This is a genomic window from Bradyrhizobium lupini (assembly GCF_040939785.1).
Taxonomy (GTDB): Bacteria; Pseudomonadota; Alphaproteobacteria; order Rhizobiales; family Xanthobacteraceae; genus Bradyrhizobium; species Bradyrhizobium canariense_D.
Genome location: NZ_CP162553.1, coordinates 692,327 through 709,422, shown reverse-complemented (window position 1 = coordinate 709,422; position 17,096 = coordinate 692,327). Strand labels below are relative to the sequence as shown.

The following is a 17,096-nucleotide window of genomic DNA, read 5'->3' as shown; positions in this document are numbered from 1 at the left end:
CTCATCCTGAGGAGGCGCGTAGCGCCGCCTCGAAGGATGAAGCCTAATATTGCGACTTACGCTTAACCCGGACCGCAGATGGCCTTTTACGTCGTACAGTTTCTGACCGGTCTCGCCAGCGCAGCGTCGCTTTTCCTGGTGGCGTCGGGCCTGTCGATCATCTTTGGCGTGACGCGGATCGTGAATTTTGCGCATGGCGCCTTTTACATGATCGGCGCCTATGTCGCCTTCACGCTGACGGAGCGCCTGTCAGGTGCATTCGGCTTCTGGGGCGGCATCGTGGTGGCGGCGTTCGCGGTGGCGCTGATCGGCGTCATCGTCGAGATGGTGCTGCTCCGGCGCATCTATCACGCGCCCGAGCTGTTCCAGCTGCTTGCGACCTTCGGCCTGACCTTGATGGTCGAGGACCTCGTCGTCCTGATCTGGGGCCCAGACGATCTCGTGGGGCGCCGTGCGCCCGGCTTCAAGGGGGCGATCGACTTCTTCGGCCAGAACATTCCGAGCTATGATCTGTTTCTGATCGTGCTCGGACCGGTCGTGCTCGGCATTCTCTGGCTCTTGTTCCAGCGCACGCGCTGGGGCGTTCTGGTGCGCGCAGCGACGCAGGACCGCGACATGGTCGCGGCGCTGGGCGTCAATCAGAAATGGTTGTTCACGAGCGTGTTTGCGGTCGGCGTTTTCCTCGCCGCTCTCGGCGGTGCGCTCCAGATCCCACGCGATGCCGTGCATCATGCGATGGATTTGCGCATCATCGTCGAGGTCTTCGTCGTCGTGGTGATCGGAGGCCTCGGTAGCATCATCGGCGCTTTCGTCGCGGCTGTGCTGGTCTCCGAGCTCAACGCCTTCGGCATCCTGATCTTTCCAAAAATCTCTATCATCCTGGTCTTCCTGGTGATGGCGGTGGTGCTGATCGTGCGGCCCTGGGGCTTGTTCGGCAGGCCCGAGGCGCCGGCCCGCAAGACGCCGGGTCTCACCGTCAATCCCTGGCGACCGCTGACGTCGAATGAGCGGTTGGCTGCGTTTGCAGCGCTCGTCGTCGCGGCGACACTACCGCTGTTCGCCGGCAATTATGCACTGACCGTCGGCTCGGAGATCGCGATCTCAGTGATCTTCGCCGTCAGCCTGCACTTCCTGATGTCGGTCGGCGGGCTCGCGTCCTTTGGTCACGCCGCCTATTTCGGCCTCGGCGCTTACGGCGTCGCTTTCCTCGCCAAGATGGCCGGACTGCCGATGATCGTCTGCCTGTTGCTCGGTCCGCTGCTCGGCTGCATGGGCGCTGCCGTGTTCGGCTTCTTCGCGGTGCAGCTCTCCGGCGTCTATTTCGCGATGCTGACGCTCGCCTTCGCGCAGATCGTCTGGTCGATCGCGTTCCAGTGGGTGAGCGTCACCGGCGGCGACAACGGCATCCTGGGCGTCTGGCCCTCGAGCTGGGCGGCGAGCCCATCGCATTTCTATTGGCTGTCGCTCGGTGTTGCGGCGCTCGTGACGATCGCTTTGCGGGCCATGGTGTTCTCGCCGTTCGGCTATGCGCTGAGGGCGACGCGCGACTCGCTGCTGCGCAGCGAAGCGGTCGGCATCAACACCAAGCGTATCCAGTGGACCGCCTTCGTGATCGCGGGCACGACCGCGGGCATTGGCGGCGCGCTGTTCGCCTACCTCAAGGGCAGCGTCTTTCCGGACAATCTCGGCATCTCGCTCTCGGTCGACGCCCTTGTCATGGTGCTGCTCGGCGGCGTCGAGACGGTGTCGGGCGCGGTGATCGGCGCCATCGTCTACAAGGCCTTGAACATCTGGCTGGTCAGTCAGACCGACCTGTCAAAACTCGTGCTCGGCGGTTTCATCGTTCTGATCGTCGTCGTCTTCCCCAAGGGCATCGTCGGCATGCTGGAGATGCTAGCGCAGCGCCGCAGGAAGACGTCGCCGCCGGGGTCACCCTTGCTTGCCAAGCCGATCGAGTCCGCCGAATGAGCGTCGCGCCCCCACTTCTCGCGGTCGAAGGACTGACCAAATCCTATGGCGGCGTCCATGCCGTGCGCGGCGTCTCGTTCTCGCTGCGCGCCGGTGAAATCCTGGCGCTGATCGGACCGAACGGCGCGGGCAAGAGCACCTGTTTCGACATGCTCAATGGCCAGAACAAGCCTGATACCGGCCACGTCCGCCTGCTCGGCGAGGACACAACCGGCAGGAAGCCGCGCGAGATCTGGCGGATGGGCGTGGGTCGCACCTTCCAGATCACCGCGACCTTCGCGACCATGACGGTGCGCGAGAACGTGCAAGTCGCGCTGATCTCGCATGGCAAGCAATTGTACAATCTTTGGGGCTCGGCGCCGAACTTCGACCGCGGCGAAGCCGGGCGACTGCTCGAGCTGGTCGGCATGGGCGGTTACGCCGATCGCCCCTGCGGCGAGCTTGCCTATGGCGATCTCAAGCGGCTCGAGCTCGCCGTCGCGCTCGCCAACCAGCCAAAGCTGCTGCTGATGGACGAGCCGACCGCCGGCATGGCGCCGCGCGAGCGGGTCGATTTGATGCGGCTGACCGCGCAGATCGCCCGGGAAAAATCGATCGGCGTTCTCTTCACCGAGCACGACATGGACGTGGTGTTCGAGCACGCCGACCGCATCATCGTGCTCAACCGCGGCACGCTGATCGCCGAGGGCTCGCCCGCCCAGGTCCGCGGCAATCCGCAAGTGCAGGCGGTCTACCTCGGCGAGGGCCTGCTTTACGAGGCCGGGCATCGCGAGGGAGCATCGGCATGAAGCTCACGGTGCAGGACCTCAATAGTCATTACGGCCCGGCCCATATCCTGTTCGACATCGGCTTCGAAGTCGGCGAGGGGGAAGTCGTGGCATTGCTCGGCCGCAATGGCGCCGGCAAGTCGACGACGTTTCGCTCGATCGTCGGGCTCGTCGCGCAGCGCTCAGGACGGATCATGTTCGAAGGCAAGGATGTCTCGGCGCGTCCGACACATGAGATCGTGCGGGATGGGCTTGGTTACGTGCCGGAGGAGCGGCGTATCTTCACCGATTTGACGGTGGAAGAGAATCTCGAGGTCGGCCGCCAGCCGAAGCGCCCGAACGCGCCGCACTGGACTCGCGACAAGCTGTTTTCGCTGTTCCCTAACCTCGGCGAGATGAAAAATCGCCCGGGCGGCCGCATGAGCGGCGGCGAGCAGCAGATGCTCACCATCGCGCGCACGCTGATGGGCAATCCATCGCTGGTGCTGCTGGATGAGCCCTCGGAAGGCCTGTCGCCGAAAATCGTGGAGCAGATGGTCGAGGCCATCCTGACCATGAAGAAGGAGGGCGTCAGCATCGTCGTCTCCGAGCAGAATCTGCATTTTGCGCGGCTGATCTCCGATCGCGCCTATATCATCGAGCGCGGCCGCATCTGCTTCGGCGGCACCATGGCCGAGCTCGACGCGCGTCCGGATATCCGCGACGCGCATCTGTCGTTGTGAAGGCAAAGGGCAAGGGCATCGAGCGGATGGCGAGAAGCGTCGCGGCGAAGAAAAGCGTCAAACCGGCAAAGCCGCCTTATGTGCTCGACGAGCAGGTCGGCTTCATCCTTCGCCAGGTCTGGCAGCGCCACAGCGCGATCTTCTCTCGCGAGATCGGCACCAACATTACGCCGACGCAATGGGCGGCGCTGTCGAAGCTCGCCGAGGCCGGGCCATGCTCGCAGAACCAGCTCGGGCGCCTGACGGCGATGGACGTGGCGACCATCAAGGGCGTGATCGATCGGTTGACGGCGCGCGGCCTCACCGAGACCAGCCAGGATCCGGAGGATGGACGGCGGCTTCTGGTCAGCCTGACGCGCGCGGGCCAGCAATTGGCGGAAAAGGTCGCGCCGAATGCGCTTGCGATCACACGAGAGACGCTGGCGCCGCTCGAGGCAAAGGAGCGCGAGATGCTGATGGCGCTGTTGAACAAGCTGCGGTGAGGCGCGACTAACCTCGGTGAAGGTCTTGTCGAGGTTTTTGACATGAGAGCGGCGACCCGGTTTGCTATGGCTCTGGGCATGAGTGTGATGCTGGCGGGCCAGTCTGCCCCCGCCCCGGCGGCGCAAGCCTATGAGGGGTTCTGGGCGTCAACCAAAAAGGATTGCCGCGACGAGGACAGCGCCAACCGCATGAGCATCGAGGGCGGCAACCGTCTCTATTGGTACGAGACCCGGTGCCGCGCCAGCGAGATCACTGCCGACGGGAAGCTCGCCTGGAAAATGAAGCTCGCCTGCGAAGGCGAGGGTGAGAAGTATCGCTCCAGTCCCCGGGTTTCCATTGCCGCGGACGGCAAGCTGGTGATGGACAACAGCCCGGTCGGGCCGGGCAAGCGCCAGACCTATGTGCGTTGTGAGATAGCGAAACCGCGGTGATCCTGCTACGTCTTCCCCGGCCATTTTGCGCGATAGCGGATTTCGCTGCCATCGGCGAGCCGCCGCCACGTTCCGAACTCCGGCGTATGCGGAGCCGAGGCCGTCAATCCGATCGGGTAGATTCGGCTGGGCTGTCCCTGGATGTTGACGGCGAGTTGCCGGTGCGAGGTTCGGAACGCCAGTTCGACTTCGCCTGCGATGACGGGCTGATCGCCGTCACTATGGAAGCCAGCTGCGTTCAATTCGCCCGGCATGGTGTTGAGGTCCGTCTGCAATTCGATGGTGATATCTTGCGGTGATTTCGGCACTGTTGCGCCGGCCGGAAGGCGAACCTCGAAGACGAGCAGAGGAGTGGCGCCGTTTCGGTTGAGCCAGGGCGTGGCCGTCATGTACGCGACGCCCAGGTAGGTGGCGGCGGCGGCCACGCAAAGCAGGACCACGACACCAAGCGATTTCAGGCTGTTGCGCGCGAGACCGCTATTGCCTGCATCCGTGCCGGAACGCGTCACCAGCCAGCTGGCAAGCACCACGCCAGCGATCGCTCCGATGGGTGAGTAGACGAACAGTGCCAACAGGCCAGACGTGATCGGGTCCGCCCGGTTGCCCAGATCGAGCACTGAAAACAGCACAAAGGTCGCGACATAACCTCCGACCGCACCGGCTACACCGGCGGCAATCCGCGACGAATTCTTCATGTCTCCCTCGGCGTTCCAGCAATGAACTGCCTGCGTTAGACGCAGCAGGCCGACGACTTGTTCAATGCTGTCAAGGGAGCACGGGAGCGGCGAGCCGCTCCGGCTGCGTCACTTCGCCACCACCTCGGGCACCCTGCCGGCCGGCGGGGTGTTGCGGCTGCGCTGGGTGCGCACGATACCGTCAATGATGGTCATGCCGATGCCGGGGAGGTCGCCGAGTTGGACGCTGTCCAAAATGTTCTTGCCGGCCGAGTGCTGCGCCTTGTCCATGATGACGAAATCGGCCGAGCGGCCCACTTCGATCAGGCCGCAATCCAATTCGCGCATCCGCGCCGTGTTGCCGGTCGCCAGGCAAAACGCGACCTCGGCCGGGAGGTCGCCAAGCGAGGACAGCATCGACACCATGCGGAGAATGCCGAGCGGCTGCACGCCGGAGCCGGCCGGCGCATCGGTGCCGAGGATGACGCGGTGCAGATCGCCCATCTCGCGCGCAATGCGCAACGTGAACAGCGCCGAGCGCTCGTTGCCATTGTGAACGAGCTCGAGGCCGCGCTTGCAGCCCTCGCAGATGCAGCGGATCTGGTCGTCGGGAAGCGCGGTGTGACCGCCATTGATGTGGCCAACCACGTCGGTGTCTGCCTCAAGCACCACATCCTTGTCGATCAATCCGGAGCCGGGGATCGAAGGACCGCCGGTGTGGATCGTGCTCTGGATGCCATATTTGCGGGCCCAGCCGACCATTTTTCGCGCCGTGGGGCCGTCCTTGACGCCGCCCAGGCCGACTTCGCCGAGCAGCTTGACGCCGGCTGCGGCCAACTCCTTGAAGTCCTCCTCCACCATCTCGCACTCGATCACAGGCGCGCCGGCGTGAACCTTCACGCCGCCAGGCCGCAGATTCCAGAATGCACGCTGCGCGAAGATGGCCATCGCCTTCAACCCCACGACGTCGCGCGGGCGGCCGGGCATATGCACCTCGCCGGCGGAAATCATCGTGGTGACGCCGCCATGCAAATTGCTGTCGATCCAGCCGATCTGGTTCTGGCGCGGCGTCCAGTCGCCCGCAACAGGATGGACATGGCTGTCGATCAGGCCGGGCGCCACCGTGGTGCCGTTGGCCTCGACGATGGTGGTCGCGCCTTCGGTGTTGAGGTCCTTGAAGCGGCCGATCGCGGTGATCTTGCCGTTCTCGGCGACGATGGTGTCGCCGTCCAGGATCGGCTTTTCCAGCGCGCCGGACAGGATCAGGCCGATATTGCGGATCACGAGCTTCGAGGGTCCGGTGGCCTGGGGTGCGTCATGCGCCATGGAATGGGTCCTTGTCCTTAACTGCAACGCTTCCGATCTTGGGCAGCCTTGACCGCGGGATCAAGCCGGATTATTCATTAGTATACAAATGATCGGATACAAACGACGCATAGCTGCCGCCTTGAAAACCGCCACGACGCGCCACGGAAGGGTGAGATGAGCAATTTCAATCAGGAAGCCGTTTTGAGCGTCCACCACTGGACCGACACGCTGTTCTCCTTCAAGACCACCCGCAGCCCGACCTTCCGCTTCCGCAACGGCGAATTCACCATGATCGGGCTCAAGGTCGGCGAGAAGCCGCTGCTGCGGGCCTACAGCGTCGCCAGCGCCAATTACGAGGACACGCTGGAGTTCTTCTCGATCAAGGTCGCGGACGGCCCGCTCACCTCACGGCTCCAGCATCTAAAGGAAGGCGACGAGATCATCGTCAGCCGCAAGGCCACCGGCACGCTGGTGATCGACAATCTGGAAGACGGCCGCAACCTCTACCTCATCGGCACCGGTACGGGCCTTGCGCCGTTCCTGAGCGTGATCAAGGACCCCGAAACCTACGAGCGGTTCGAGAAGGTCGTGCTGCTGCACGGTTGCCGACACGTGAAGGAGCTCGCCTATGGCGAGATGATCACCGAGACGCTGCCCAAGGACGAGCTGATCGGCGAGTACATCCGCAACCAGCTGATCTACTATCCGACCGTGACGCGCGATCCCTTCCGCAATCGCGGGCGCATCACCGATCTCATCACCTCGGGCAAGCTGTTTTCCGACATCGGCCTGCCGGCACTGGAAGCCGCCCACGATCGCGTCATGATCTGCGGCAGCCCGGCGCTGGTGGCGGATACCCGCGTGCTCCTCGGCGAGCGGGGTCTTGTCGAGGGCAATCACGGCGAGCCGGCCCAATTCGTGGTCGAAAAGGCCTTCGCCGAGCGCTGAGCCCGGAACCCCGCGCAAGAAGACCGTATTTTCGCCGCCGCGCGCCCGTTGCGGCGTCGATTCGGCACGCGATACACTGTGGGAACGGATCAGCGGAGTTCCCACATGGTTGCGGACAGCGACAGCAATATCGCCTGGCACCGGGTTCAGTTGAAGAAGAACCGCGCCGAGTTGAAGACGCTCGAAACCGCGCGCTTCACGATGGGCGAGATCGCGTCTTCGAAGCGGAACGGCCAGACCCAGAAGGCGCTCGGGGAACTCAAGCGCAAGATCCTGCAATCCGAGCGCGTGATCGCCGATCACGACAAGCGCACGCGCCGTCCGCTCACCACCGACCTGCGAAGCCTCAGCAACGGCAGCTGGAGCAATTGGGACGCCTACACCAACCAGCAGCAGCGCAAGATCGGCCCGCGTTCGCCGGGGCGGGGGTAGACTCGACTCTCACGCCTGCACCGAAGCCGAAGCGGAGGTTCCGTATCCCTTGCGCGGGCGGCGTCGTGCACCATCTTGGTGAGACCCCGTCAACCGCTTCGGTGATCACATGGCACCACGCCTCGATTTCACCAGCGAGGCCTTCTTTCGCGATCCGCCCAAGGCGATCGCAACGTTGCGCATGTCCGGTCCTGTGGTCGCGGCGCGATTTCCTCTCGTCGGCGATGTTTGGATCACCACGACCCATGAGGCCACCGCGCAGGTCCTGAAGGACGGCACCGATTTCACGCTGCGCAAGGAGGATGGGGACGTCGCGGGTTTGCGCTGGTGGATGCCGAACTACGTCAGAACCATCGCCAACAACATGCTGACAATGGACGAGCCTGACCACACAAGGCTGCGCAGCATTGTTGACGAGGCCTTCCGCCGCCGCGCGATCGTCCGATGGAGCCGCACATCCGCGCCATCGCGGACGGTCTCGCCGACGAGCTGTTCCTGGCAGGAAGCCCGGCCGATCTCGTCCAGCGCTATGCGCGCATCCTGCCGCTCGCGGTGATCTCCGAGCTGCTCGGATTGCCGTTGGCCGATCGCCCCCGCTTCATCGCCTGGGCCAATACGATGTCCTCACTTACGAACGTCGCCAGCTTCTTCCGCATGCTGTTCGCGTTCCGCAAGATGCGAGCCTACCTCGAACGGCAGCTGCAGATTGCCCGCGTGCGGGGCGGCGAAGGCCTGATCGCGGAGCTGGTTCAGGTCGAGCGCGAGGGCGGCCAGATCACGCCGGACGAAATGGTGTCGATGGTGTTCCTACTGCTCGCGGCGGGCTCCGAGACCACCACGCATCTCATCAGCGGTTCTGTCTACGAGCTCCTCAGAAATCCCGGCGTCCGCGACTGGCTGGCACAGGACTGGAGCCGCGTCGGGCTTGCGGTGGAGGAATTCCTGCGCTTCGTGTCGCCGGTGCAGTTCTCCAAGCCCCGCTATGTGAGGCGGGATATCGAGCTCGCGGGCGTGCGTCTCAAGAAGGGCGATCGCGTCATGGTGATGCTCGCCGCCGCGAACATGGACCCGGCGATGCATGAGCGCCCCGAGAGCCTCGATCCCGCGCGCAAGCCGAACCGTCACATGTCCTTCGGAACGGGCATCCATTTCTGCCTCGGCCATCAACTCGCGCGCATCGAGGCAGCGTGTGCCCTGGAAGCGTTGTTTGTGCGATGGCCGCGGCTTGGCTTTGCTGTGGACGTGTCTCAGATCCACTGGCGCAAGCGACCGGGCATGCGAGCGATCGCGAACCTCCCTGTCGCGCCCGACGGCCACGCAGCACAGGCGACAGCATCAGCTGGATCGATGTTGGTTCGTTCCCAGCCAGTGGCCTGCTGAGACTTACACCTTGCGGAAAATTTCTCTGCAGTCGTCGGTAGGAACGGCATGCCGTTGCTCTAGTTGTTTTTGCGACATCGAAACCCGCGACGAGTTCCTCCGGTCGATGTCGCAGATCAACAACAGGAGACAGCATCATGACCGGCAAGATGCCACCTGTTCCCGCCGAGAATCAAAGTCCGAAGGGAACCGGCGACAGCAAGCAAGTGTCCTCGACTGCCCCGCGCGGCCAGCAGCGTGCGCAAAATCCGGACCAGCAAGGGCAGCAGGGCAACATCAAGCAGAACACCACCAACCAAGGCTATCAGCAAGATCGCTGAGGAGCGGACCCTCATGTCGACATCCACCAAGACACCGAACAGCATCCGTCAGGGCGGACCAGGCGCATCGCATGAGAATGCGAAGGCACCGCTCGAAGTGAAGAAGCCCGCGGCGGACGACCCGCAGCGCAACCACAGCCGCGTCTCCGGCGGAGGTGGCGAGCACGATTCACACCACAGGCATGACGAGGCCGGAAAAGGCGGAGGCAGGTGAGGCATGACCAACAAGCAACCCAAACTCTACGCACCGACGGAAAAGGATATGCAAAATAACCCCATGATCGGCGGATCGAAGGGCGCAACGATGGCCGGTATCTCGCCTGAGGACCTCGAGGACGCCTTGGGCGAGAACACGATCGAAGGCGACGTCGAGAACGACGTGAACGCCGCTGGCGACATCGACAAGGACATCGCACGCAGTGGCACGCACCGAAGAGGCCGATAGCTCCGGAGGACGAGCATGCAAGGCAAGAAGACCCACGAGCAACAGGTTCGCATCCTCGAGCGCAAGCCGGATGTTCCAGACGCGCGAGAGCTTGAGCGCGCCCTCGGCCACAATCCGGAGAATACGGCCGTTCACCGGGCGCGACCTGAGGCGCGACAGAGTGAATTCCCGGTGAGCCGAGGCGGCCTCAACCAGGAAAGCGATCACAACAAGCACAATGATTCCGGCCAAAGCGGACACAAGCCGCCGAAACCGACGCCGGCACAGCAGAAGCATTGAGCTGCACGGGCGATCAAAGCAAGAGGAGAAAAAGATGCCAGGTGGTCGTGGCAGCAAGACGCATTTCAGATCGGGCATGCACGGCAAGGGCGACGGCAGCGGCGCCATGACGGACGTGCCCAAGGAGAAGATCGGCGACAACATGGTGCTGTCAAACCGCGACAAGGCGCAGCACTCGGACATTCGCGGCATGGACGGCAAGGCGATCCAGACCGAACAATATCAGGACCACTCGGCCAACCGGCTCGACGAGGAGCCGGGCACCGACGAGACCTGAGAGCGGCGTTCCTTCCCGCTGAACTCGCGGACCGGCTTTCAGCCGGTCTGCTTTTTTGTCGACCCGAGATCACGCTCCCAGCCGAACACGGAACGGCCGTCGAGATCGGGCGAGGCCGCACGCTCTCCGGCGATATAGGATTCGACGGATGGCCCATGCGCGGTGCGCTCCAGCCGCCGCGCCTGGTCGTCGAGGCGCTTGATGGCTTGCATCTCTTCCTCGCGCCCGAGCTTTGCGTTCTGAATCGCCCCCTTCAGCACGCGAATGGTTTCGTCATAGACCTTGAGTGGAACAGGGTAGGGATGCCGGTCCTTGCCGCCGTGGGCAAGCGAGAAGCGCGCGGGATCGTTGAAGCGGTAGGGCGCGCCGTGCACGACTTCGGCGACCATCGCCAGCGAACGAACGGTGCGAGCGCCAACGCCGGGAGTCAGCAGCAGCTCCGGAAAGTCGACCGGGCCGCGCTCGGCCGCAGCAGCGAGTGTGCCGTGCAGGCGGCGCGCAAACACGTCCTTCGGCCGCACGTCGTGATGCCCGGGCATGATCAGGTGCGGCAGCGTCGCCTGTGCGGGCGCGGGCGCAGTTCCGGTGAGCCGCTCGAATTCGGAAAGGATACGATCCGGGCCGAGATCGCTCAGAAGCTCGAGCTGCGCGGTGCGCGAGATCTCGGCGCGATGGTCGGTGAGGTTGACGATCTCGCCTTGCCGCGGCCCGTCGATCGCGCTGTGCGGTGCGTCGACAAAACTCTTCAGCGCCTCGGAATGCCAGTGATAGCGGCGGGCCTGCCGCTTGTCGCCGTTCATGCCTTGCTGCACCACGGTCCATTTGGCGTCGGCGGTGACGAAGAAGCCGTGCAGGTAAAGGTCAAAGCCGTCCTGGACCGCGGCGCTGTCAACCTTCGCCACGAGGCGACTCGCACGCGTGAGCTTTGCGCCGTCGAAGCCGATTCGGTCGCCGAGCTGCATCAGCTCGTCCGGGGTCTTGCGCGAGTGCTGGCCACGCCCGCCGCAGACGTAGATTCCGAGCTCGTCCTGGAGCGGTCCCAGCCCGCGCTTCAGCGCGCCAATCACCGACGTCGTGATGCCGGAGGAGTGCCAATCCATCCCCATGACGGCGCCGAACGACTGGAACCAGAACGGGTGCGAGAGCCGCTGGAGGAATGCATCGCGTCCGTAGTGATGCACGATCGCCTGTGTGACGATCGCGCCGAGCGACGACATGCGGGTCGCCAGCCAGGGTGGAACCCGGCCGGTGTGAAGGGGAAGATCGGCGCTGCCGGTCCGTCGAGTCATGATTGACCACAAATAGCGCAGTTCGGCGATGATTGCACCAGAGGGATGCTGCATTGCACCGAGCGGGGGAGCGAACGACGCTGCAACGCGTTGAACGCAAGCGCGGATGCAATGCGGGGACATTAATGGATTGGCAGACCCTTTTGGCCGACATCGACAGGATGTTCGGGTGGATCCCGTCGTGGTTCGTCGGCCTCACTCTAGTCTTGGGCGCGATCCTGATCGCCCTGTCGATCTATCGCCTCTCGGTTTGGCTGTTCAACCGCGCCTTCGGAACCCGCCTCCCGCTCGTGAGCGTGTTCATCGCCCGCACCGCGGGCCCAACTCAGCTGGCCCTCAGTCTTGCCGCCGTAGCGTTGGTGCTGCCGCTCGCGCCGCTGGACGACGCCTTCCGCACGCCGCTGACGCGCCTGTTCGTCGTCGCCTTCATTGCGCTGATCGGCTGGATCTCGATCCGGATCGTGGATATGAGCGCGGCACGGTATCTCCAGAACTTTCGCGACGTCACCGAGAATTTTGTCGCGCGCAAGCACGTCACCCAGGTCCGCGTCTTCAAGCGCGTCACCGATATCATCATCGTCATCATCACGGTGTCGACCGCGCTGATGACATTCGACTCGGTCAGGCAATACGGCGTCAGCCTGTTCGCCTCCGCCGGTGCCGCCGGTATCATCGTTGGTCTTGCCGCCCGGCCGCTGCTGAGCAATCTGATCGCGGGCATGCAGATCGCAATCACCCAGCCGATCCGCATCGAGGATGCCGTCATCATCGAGAACGAGTGGGGCTGGGTCGAGGACATCGCCGCGACCTATGTGGTGATCCGGCTGTGGGACTGGCGCCGCATGGTGGTGCCGCTGTCTTATTTCATCGAAAAGCCATTCCAGAACTGGACCCGCGACACTGCGTCCCTGATCGGCGTGATTGCGTTTCATGTCGATTATCGTGCCGACGTGCCGCGGATCCGGCGCTGGCTGGAAGAAGCAGTGAAGGAGTCCAAGCTCTGGGACGGCGAGGTGGTCAATCTCCAGGTCGTTGACGCGGATGCTCGCACCATCGAGCTCCGCGCCCTCGTCAGCGCCAGGAACGCGCCGCAGTCCTGGGACCTGCGCTGCGAGATGAGGGAGAAGCTCATCGCCTTCATCCGGGACGAGATGCCGGAAGCGCTGCCGCGCGAGCGCGCGATCCTGATCCCGTCGGGAGGAGGCGACGATGACGCCGATTTCGTGCGGCGTCCCGCGCCGCCGGAGAAGATGCGGGCGAGCGCACGCATTTGACCTACTTGCGCGTCGGCCTTCGTGGCGCCGCGCAAGCCTGCCTGGCGCTGGATCGTGTCCAGCGCGCTGGTCCTCATGCGAAGCACCTCACTGCGCGCGGATGTCGGCGGCCTTCAGCACCGGCTCCCATTTGGTCGCCTCGGCATGCATGTAGGCGCCGAAATCCCTCGACGATGAGCCGACCGGGGCCGCGCCGATCTTGCCGAGCGTCGACAGTACGTTTGGGTCCTGCAGCGCCGCCTTCAGATCGCTTTCGAGCTTCGTGACGATCTCCGGCGGCATTTTTGCGGGACCAAGAACGCCCCACCAGACGGAGACGTCGTAACCCGGCACGCCCGACTCGGCGACGGTCGGAACATTGGGCAGCGCCTTGGAGCGTTCGGCCGAGGTCACCGCGAGCGCGCGCACCGCGCCGCCTTCGATCTGGCTGATGGCTTCCGCAAGTGGATTGATGCTGAGCGGAATGTCGCCGGCGATCACGGCGGTCAGCGCGGGGGCGCCGCCCTTGTAGGGGATCGCGACGATCTTGGTGCCGGACATGTATTTCAACAGCTCACCCGCGAGGTGCGCCGAGGTGCCGTTGCCGGACATGCCGTAGGAGAGCTTATCCGGCTCCTTTTTCGCCGCGATGAGGAGATCACTGAGCGTCTTATAGGGGCTGTCCTTGGCCACGACGATCGCGAGCGGGGAGGAGGCGACTTCGCTGATCGCGGTGAAATCCTTGAACGTGTCATAGGGCACCCTCGGATAGATGAACTGGTTGAGTGGATGGCCGCTCGCGACGAGGATCAGCGTGTAGCCGTCGGGCGCGGCCTGCGTCAGCGCTTGGGACGCGACGATTCCGCCGGCGCCGGGACGATTGTCGATCACCGGCTGCTGGCCCCAAGTCCCGGCCAGCGCCTGAGCCAAGGTGCGCGCGAGCACGTCGACGGCGCCGCCGGCCGCATAAGGCACCAGGATGTGGACCGGCTTGCTCGGATATTTGTCGGCCTGTGCGGCGGTCCCCGCGAGCAGCAGACCGGCGCCCACCATCAGACCGCTGATGGTCTTGTTGAAACCCAGCATTTCCCAGCACTCCTTTGCACCCAGCGGCGGTCTCTCGGCCTTTCCGGGTGTCATCCATGGTTTTTGTTGACGAGACCTGATCTTTTGTACGATAGTACAAATCACATGATCCGCAACCCCGCCAGCAAGGAAACGGCCCGCAAGCCGAACATGCGCGAGGCGATCCTCGCCGCGGCCGAGGAGCTGTTCGCCACCAACGGCTTCAACGCCGTGTCGGTGCGCGATATCGCACAGGCCGCCGGCGCCAATCCCGGCAGCGTCACCTATCATTTCAAGACCAAGGACGGCCTGCTGCTGGAGATCTACCGGCGCCATTGCGGGCCAATGAATTTGCGCCGTTCCGAGCTGCTCGCGGCCGCCAAGCGCGTGCGCGATCTCCAGGATCGGCTCGAAGCGGTGGTGCGGGCCTATGTCGTGCCGGCCTTCACCTCGGGCAGTGATCTTGCCGGGGGCGGGGCGCGGTTCACGCGGCTGCGCGCGGTGATGTCCGCGGAGGGCAATGAAGTCGCGCGAAAGATCATCGCACAGACTTTTGACGACACCAGCCACGCCTTCATCGATGCTGTTCACGAAAGCCTGCCGCACGTTCCGCGCACCGATATCGTCTGGCGCAGCCACTTCCTGCTTGGCGCACTCTATTATTCGCTGGTGACGCCGGATCGCGTCTCGCGCCTGTCGCGCGGCGAGGCCGACGGCAGCGATGCCGCAAGTGCCATCGAGCAATTGGTGCAAGCCACCGTGGCCGCGTTCCAGGCGCCGGCGCTGGATCAGGCGCCAGCACGGCGACGGCCGGTCGTCAGCAGCAAGACTTGAAGACACGATCTGGTTCGGCGGTTTATCTGATGGCAATGATGTACACGCCGACCATTCCGCCGCCCGATCCGGACACGCGCACGCCGAAGTTCAGACTGCCGAACCTGTCTTGCGATGCGCATTGCCACATCTTCGGGCCCGGCGCGAAATACCCTTACGCGCCGGAGCGTTCCTACACGCCGCCGGATGCGCCGCTCGAGGATTTCCGCGCGCTGCATGCCAAGCTCGGCGTTGGACGCGCCGTCATCGTCAATGCGAGTGTGCATGGCACCGACAACACGGTGGCGCTTGACGCCATCGCGCAGAGCAACGGGGCCTATCGCGCGGTTGCCAATATCGACGACACCATCACCGAGCGCGAGCTTCGCGTGCTGCATGAGGGCGGCTTCCGCGGCTGCCGCTTCAATTTCGTCCGCCATCTCGGCGGGGTCCCGGACAAGCAGGTGTTCGACCGCATCGTCGCGCTGGTCGCACCGCTCGGCTGGCATATTGATCTGCATTTCGATGCGATCGACCTGCCTGAACATGCCGACACGCTGATAAGGCTGCCGCTGAGCTACACCATCGACCATATGGGACGGGTGAAGGCGTCCGAAGGGCTCGACCAGCTGCCGTTCAAGATCCTGGTCGAGCTGATGCAGCGCGACGAGAAATGCTGGGTCAAGATCTGCGGCTCGGAGCGGGTGTCATCGGCCGGTCCGCCGTTCACCGACGCCGTGCCGTTCGCGCGAAAAATTGTCGAGACGGCGCCCGACCGCGTCATCTGGGGCACCGATTGGCCGCATCCCAATGTCAAGGCGATGCCGAACGACGGCGATCTCGTCGACCTAATCCCGCTGTTCGCGCCGGAGCCGGAGTATCAGCAGAAGATCCTCGTCGATAATCCAGCGCGGCTGTTCGAGTTCGGCCAATGACGGCGCTAGCGATCGACAAGCCGCGCGGCCGCGCCTGGTGGAAGGAGCTCTGGATCCAGGTGCTCATCGCCATGGCGGCCGGAATCGCGCTTGGGATCGTCAATCCCGAGGGGGGCGCCAGGATGCAGCCGCTTGGCGACGCCTTCATCAAGGCGATCCGGATGCTGATCGCGCCGATCATCTTCTGCACGGTCGTCCATGGCATCGCGCATATGGCCGATATGGCCCGTGTCGGGCGCGTCGCCGTCAAGGCGATCGTCTATTTCGAGATCATGACCACGATCGCGCTGATCATCGGTCTCATTGCGGTGAACTTGCTCAAGCCAGGCGCCGGCATGAACATCGATCCCGCCAGCATCAACGCCAGCGCGATCGAGCCCTATGTCAAGCAGACCGCCGTGATCGGCTTCGTGCCGTTTCTATTGAACATCGTACCCGCCACCTTCATCGGCGCTTTTGCCGAGGGCAACATCCTCCAGGTGCTGTTCATCGCCGTGCTGTGCGGATTTGCGCTGGTACAGCTCGGGGAGCGCGGCGCCCCGCTGGTCAACCTGATCGACGTCGCCGCCAAGATGATATTCGCCGTGGTCGGCTTCGTGATGTGGGCGGCGCCGCTCGGCGCCTTCGGCGCCATCGCCTTCACGGTCGGCAAGTTCGGCGTGGGATCGCTGGCCTCGCTGGGCAAGCTGCTGGGCGGCTTTTATCTCACCTGCGTGATCTTCATCATCGTGGCGCTGGGCCCGGTGGCGCGGCTCTGCGGCTTCTCGCTGCTCAAGCTGATCCGCTACATCTGGGAAGAGCTGCTGATCTGCATTGCCACGACCTCGTCCGAGACGGTGCTGCCGCGGATGCTGACCAAGCTGGAAAAAGCCGGCTGCGAGAAGAGCGTGGTCGGCCTCGTGATCCCGACCGGCTATTCCTTCAATCTCGACGGTACCTGTCTCTACCTCGCCGCCGCCTCGGTGTTCCTGGCGCAGGCGACCAACACGCCGTTCGGGCTCGCCGAGCAGATCGAGCTGCTGCTGATCCTGCTCGTGACCTCCAAGGGCGCGGCGGGAATCGCGGGCGCCGCCTTCGTCGTGCTGGCGGCAACACTGTCCGCCACCGGCAGCATTCCGGTGACGAGCGTGGCGCTCGTGCTCGGCATCCACCGCCTGATGTCGCAGGGGTTGACGCCGACCAATTTGATCGGGAACGCGGTCGCGACCATCGCGATTGCCAAATGGGAAGGCGCGCTCGATCGCGACCGCCTGAAGCGCGTGCTCGACGGCGAGGAGCCCGCCGCCGCGGCTTGATGAACCTATGAT

At 64.2% G+C, this 17,096-nt stretch carries 20 protein-coding genes and 1 pseudogene; 17 read left to right on the top strand and 4 right to left on the bottom strand.

From position 1 onward, the window contains the following. Nucleotides 1-78 precede the first annotated feature (78 nt). The 5 genes from AB3L03_RS03785 to AB3L03_RS03765 are packed head-to-tail and all read left to right on the top strand — an operon-like array spanning nucleotide 79 to nucleotide 4,371. Nucleotides 79-1,968: an ABC transporter permease gene (locus tag AB3L03_RS03785; protein ID WP_085352762.1), complete on the top strand. Its 1,890-nt coding sequence runs from the start codon at nucleotides 79-81 to the stop codon at nucleotides 1,966-1,968. Next, complete coding sequence (locus tag AB3L03_RS03780; RefSeq protein WP_018459316.1) at nucleotides 1,965-2,756, top strand: ABC transporter ATP-binding protein; 792 nt, start codon at nucleotides 1,965-1,967, stop codon at nucleotides 2,754-2,756. Before AB3L03_RS03785 ends, AB3L03_RS03780 begins: the two co-directional genes overlap by 4 nt. Continuing rightward, on the top strand, nucleotides 2,753-3,457 hold the full coding sequence (locus AB3L03_RS03775) for an ABC transporter ATP-binding protein (RefSeq protein ID WP_007592446.1): 705 nt from the start codon (nucleotides 2,753-2,755) through the stop codon (nucleotides 3,455-3,457). The genes AB3L03_RS03780 and AB3L03_RS03775 overlap by 4 nt, the downstream gene beginning before the upstream one ends. Nucleotides 3,458-3,483: 26 nt before the next feature. Continuing rightward, nucleotides 3,484-3,939, top strand: coding sequence for a MarR family winged helix-turn-helix transcriptional regulator (locus tag AB3L03_RS03770; RefSeq protein WP_007592445.1), 456 nt, complete (start codon nucleotides 3,484-3,486; stop codon nucleotides 3,937-3,939). A gap of 42 nt (nucleotides 3,940-3,981) precedes the next feature. Further along, nucleotides 3,982-4,371, top strand: coding sequence for a hypothetical protein (locus AB3L03_RS03765; RefSeq protein WP_368508265.1), 390 nt, complete (start codon nucleotides 3,982-3,984; stop codon nucleotides 4,369-4,371). A gap of 5 nt (nucleotides 4,372-4,376) precedes the next feature. Here the strand turns inward: AB3L03_RS03765 and AB3L03_RS03760 are convergent, their stop codons facing one another. Together AB3L03_RS03760 and AB3L03_RS03755 are read right to left on the bottom strand one after the other, a co-directional pair. Further along, on the bottom strand, nucleotides 4,377-5,066 hold the full coding sequence (locus AB3L03_RS03760; RefSeq protein WP_085352764.1) for a hypothetical protein: 690 nt from the start codon (nucleotides 5,064-5,066) through the stop codon (nucleotides 4,377-4,379). 108 nt (nucleotides 5,067-5,174) lie between these two features. Next, a complete protein-coding gene (locus AB3L03_RS03755) occupies nucleotides 5,175-6,371 on the bottom strand; it encodes an amidohydrolase family protein (protein ID WP_018459312.1) in 1,197 nt (398 codons plus the stop codon). 156 nt (nucleotides 6,372-6,527) lie between these two features. On the opposite strand from AB3L03_RS03755, the gene AB3L03_RS03750 reads away from it, so the two are divergent. The 8 genes and pseudogenes from AB3L03_RS03750 to AB3L03_RS03715 all read left to right on the top strand — a co-directional run bounded on the left by AB3L03_RS03750 (nucleotide 6,528) and on the right by AB3L03_RS03715 (nucleotide 10,434). Continuing rightward, nucleotides 6,528-7,301 carry a ferredoxin--NADP reductase gene (locus tag AB3L03_RS03750; RefSeq protein ID WP_018459311.1) on the top strand — a complete coding sequence of 258 codons (774 nt, stop codon included), beginning with the start codon at nucleotides 6,528-6,530 and terminating at the stop codon, nucleotides 7,299-7,301. Nucleotides 7,302-7,406: 105 nt separating this feature from the next. Beyond that, nucleotides 7,407-7,733, top strand: coding sequence for a hypothetical protein (locus AB3L03_RS03745; protein WP_204510915.1), 327 nt, complete (start codon nucleotides 7,407-7,409; stop codon nucleotides 7,731-7,733). A gap of 109 nt (nucleotides 7,734-7,842) precedes the next feature. Beyond that, nucleotides 7,843-9,113, top strand: a pseudogene (locus AB3L03_RS03740) (cytochrome P450). Between the two features lie 137 nt (nucleotides 9,114-9,250). Continuing rightward, nucleotides 9,251-9,433: a hypothetical protein gene (locus AB3L03_RS03735; protein ID WP_018459308.1), complete on the top strand. Its 183-nt coding sequence runs from the start codon at nucleotides 9,251-9,253 to the stop codon at nucleotides 9,431-9,433. A 13-nt stretch (nucleotides 9,434-9,446) separates the two neighbouring features. Then, entirely contained in the window at nucleotides 9,447-9,647 is a 201-nt protein-coding gene (locus AB3L03_RS03730; protein WP_204510917.1) for a hypothetical protein, read from the top strand. Between the two features lie 3 nt (nucleotides 9,648-9,650). Next, complete coding sequence (locus tag AB3L03_RS03725) at nucleotides 9,651-9,878, top strand: hypothetical protein (RefSeq protein WP_204510918.1); 228 nt, start codon at nucleotides 9,651-9,653, stop codon at nucleotides 9,876-9,878. 15 nt (nucleotides 9,879-9,893) lie between these two features. Continuing rightward, complete coding sequence (locus AB3L03_RS03720) at nucleotides 9,894-10,157, top strand: hypothetical protein (RefSeq protein WP_018459305.1); 264 nt, start codon at nucleotides 9,894-9,896, stop codon at nucleotides 10,155-10,157. Between the two features lie 34 nt (nucleotides 10,158-10,191). After that, nucleotides 10,192-10,434 (top strand): hypothetical protein, encoded by a 243-nt coding sequence (locus AB3L03_RS03715; protein ID WP_026233777.1) that lies wholly within the window; start codon nucleotides 10,192-10,194, stop codon nucleotides 10,432-10,434. A gap of 38 nt (nucleotides 10,435-10,472) precedes the next feature. Here the strand turns inward: AB3L03_RS03715 and AB3L03_RS03710 are convergent, their stop codons facing one another. Further along, nucleotides 10,473-11,723, bottom strand: coding sequence for a DUF763 domain-containing protein (locus AB3L03_RS03710; protein ID WP_026233776.1), 1,251 nt, complete (start codon nucleotides 11,721-11,723; stop codon nucleotides 10,473-10,475). A gap of 125 nt (nucleotides 11,724-11,848) precedes the next feature. Between AB3L03_RS03710 and AB3L03_RS03705 the strand changes: the two genes are divergently transcribed. Then, the gene (locus AB3L03_RS03705) at nucleotides 11,849-12,997 is read left to right on the top strand and encodes a mechanosensitive ion channel family protein (protein ID WP_204510919.1); all 1,149 of its coding nucleotides are present in this window, start codon (nucleotides 11,849-11,851) and stop codon (nucleotides 12,995-12,997) included. A gap of 87 nt (nucleotides 12,998-13,084) precedes the next feature. Here the strand turns inward: AB3L03_RS03705 and AB3L03_RS03700 are convergent, their stop codons facing one another. Further along, a complete protein-coding gene (locus AB3L03_RS03700; protein ID WP_085353040.1) occupies nucleotides 13,085-14,062 on the bottom strand; it encodes a tripartite tricarboxylate transporter substrate binding protein in 978 nt (325 codons plus the stop codon). A gap of 105 nt (nucleotides 14,063-14,167) precedes the next feature. On the opposite strand from AB3L03_RS03700, the gene AB3L03_RS03695 reads away from it, so the two are divergent. Genes AB3L03_RS03695 through dctA form a run of 3 tightly spaced genes read left to right on the top strand, consistent with a single transcriptional unit; the run spans nucleotide 14,168 to nucleotide 17,084 of the window. After that, nucleotides 14,168-14,875 (top strand): TetR/AcrR family transcriptional regulator, encoded by a 708-nt coding sequence (locus AB3L03_RS03695; RefSeq protein ID WP_085385611.1) that lies wholly within the window; start codon nucleotides 14,168-14,170, stop codon nucleotides 14,873-14,875. A 29-nt stretch (nucleotides 14,876-14,904) separates the two neighbouring features. Next, nucleotides 14,905-15,789 (top strand): amidohydrolase, encoded by an 885-nt coding sequence (locus tag AB3L03_RS03690; protein ID WP_018459299.1) that lies wholly within the window; start codon nucleotides 14,905-14,907, stop codon nucleotides 15,787-15,789. Beyond that, nucleotides 15,786-17,084: a C4-dicarboxylate transporter DctA gene (gene dctA, locus AB3L03_RS03685; protein WP_368508264.1), complete on the top strand. Its 1,299-nt coding sequence runs from the start codon at nucleotides 15,786-15,788 to the stop codon at nucleotides 17,082-17,084. Before AB3L03_RS03690 ends, dctA begins: the two co-directional genes overlap by 4 nt. Nucleotides 17,085-17,096 lie beyond the last annotated feature (12 nt).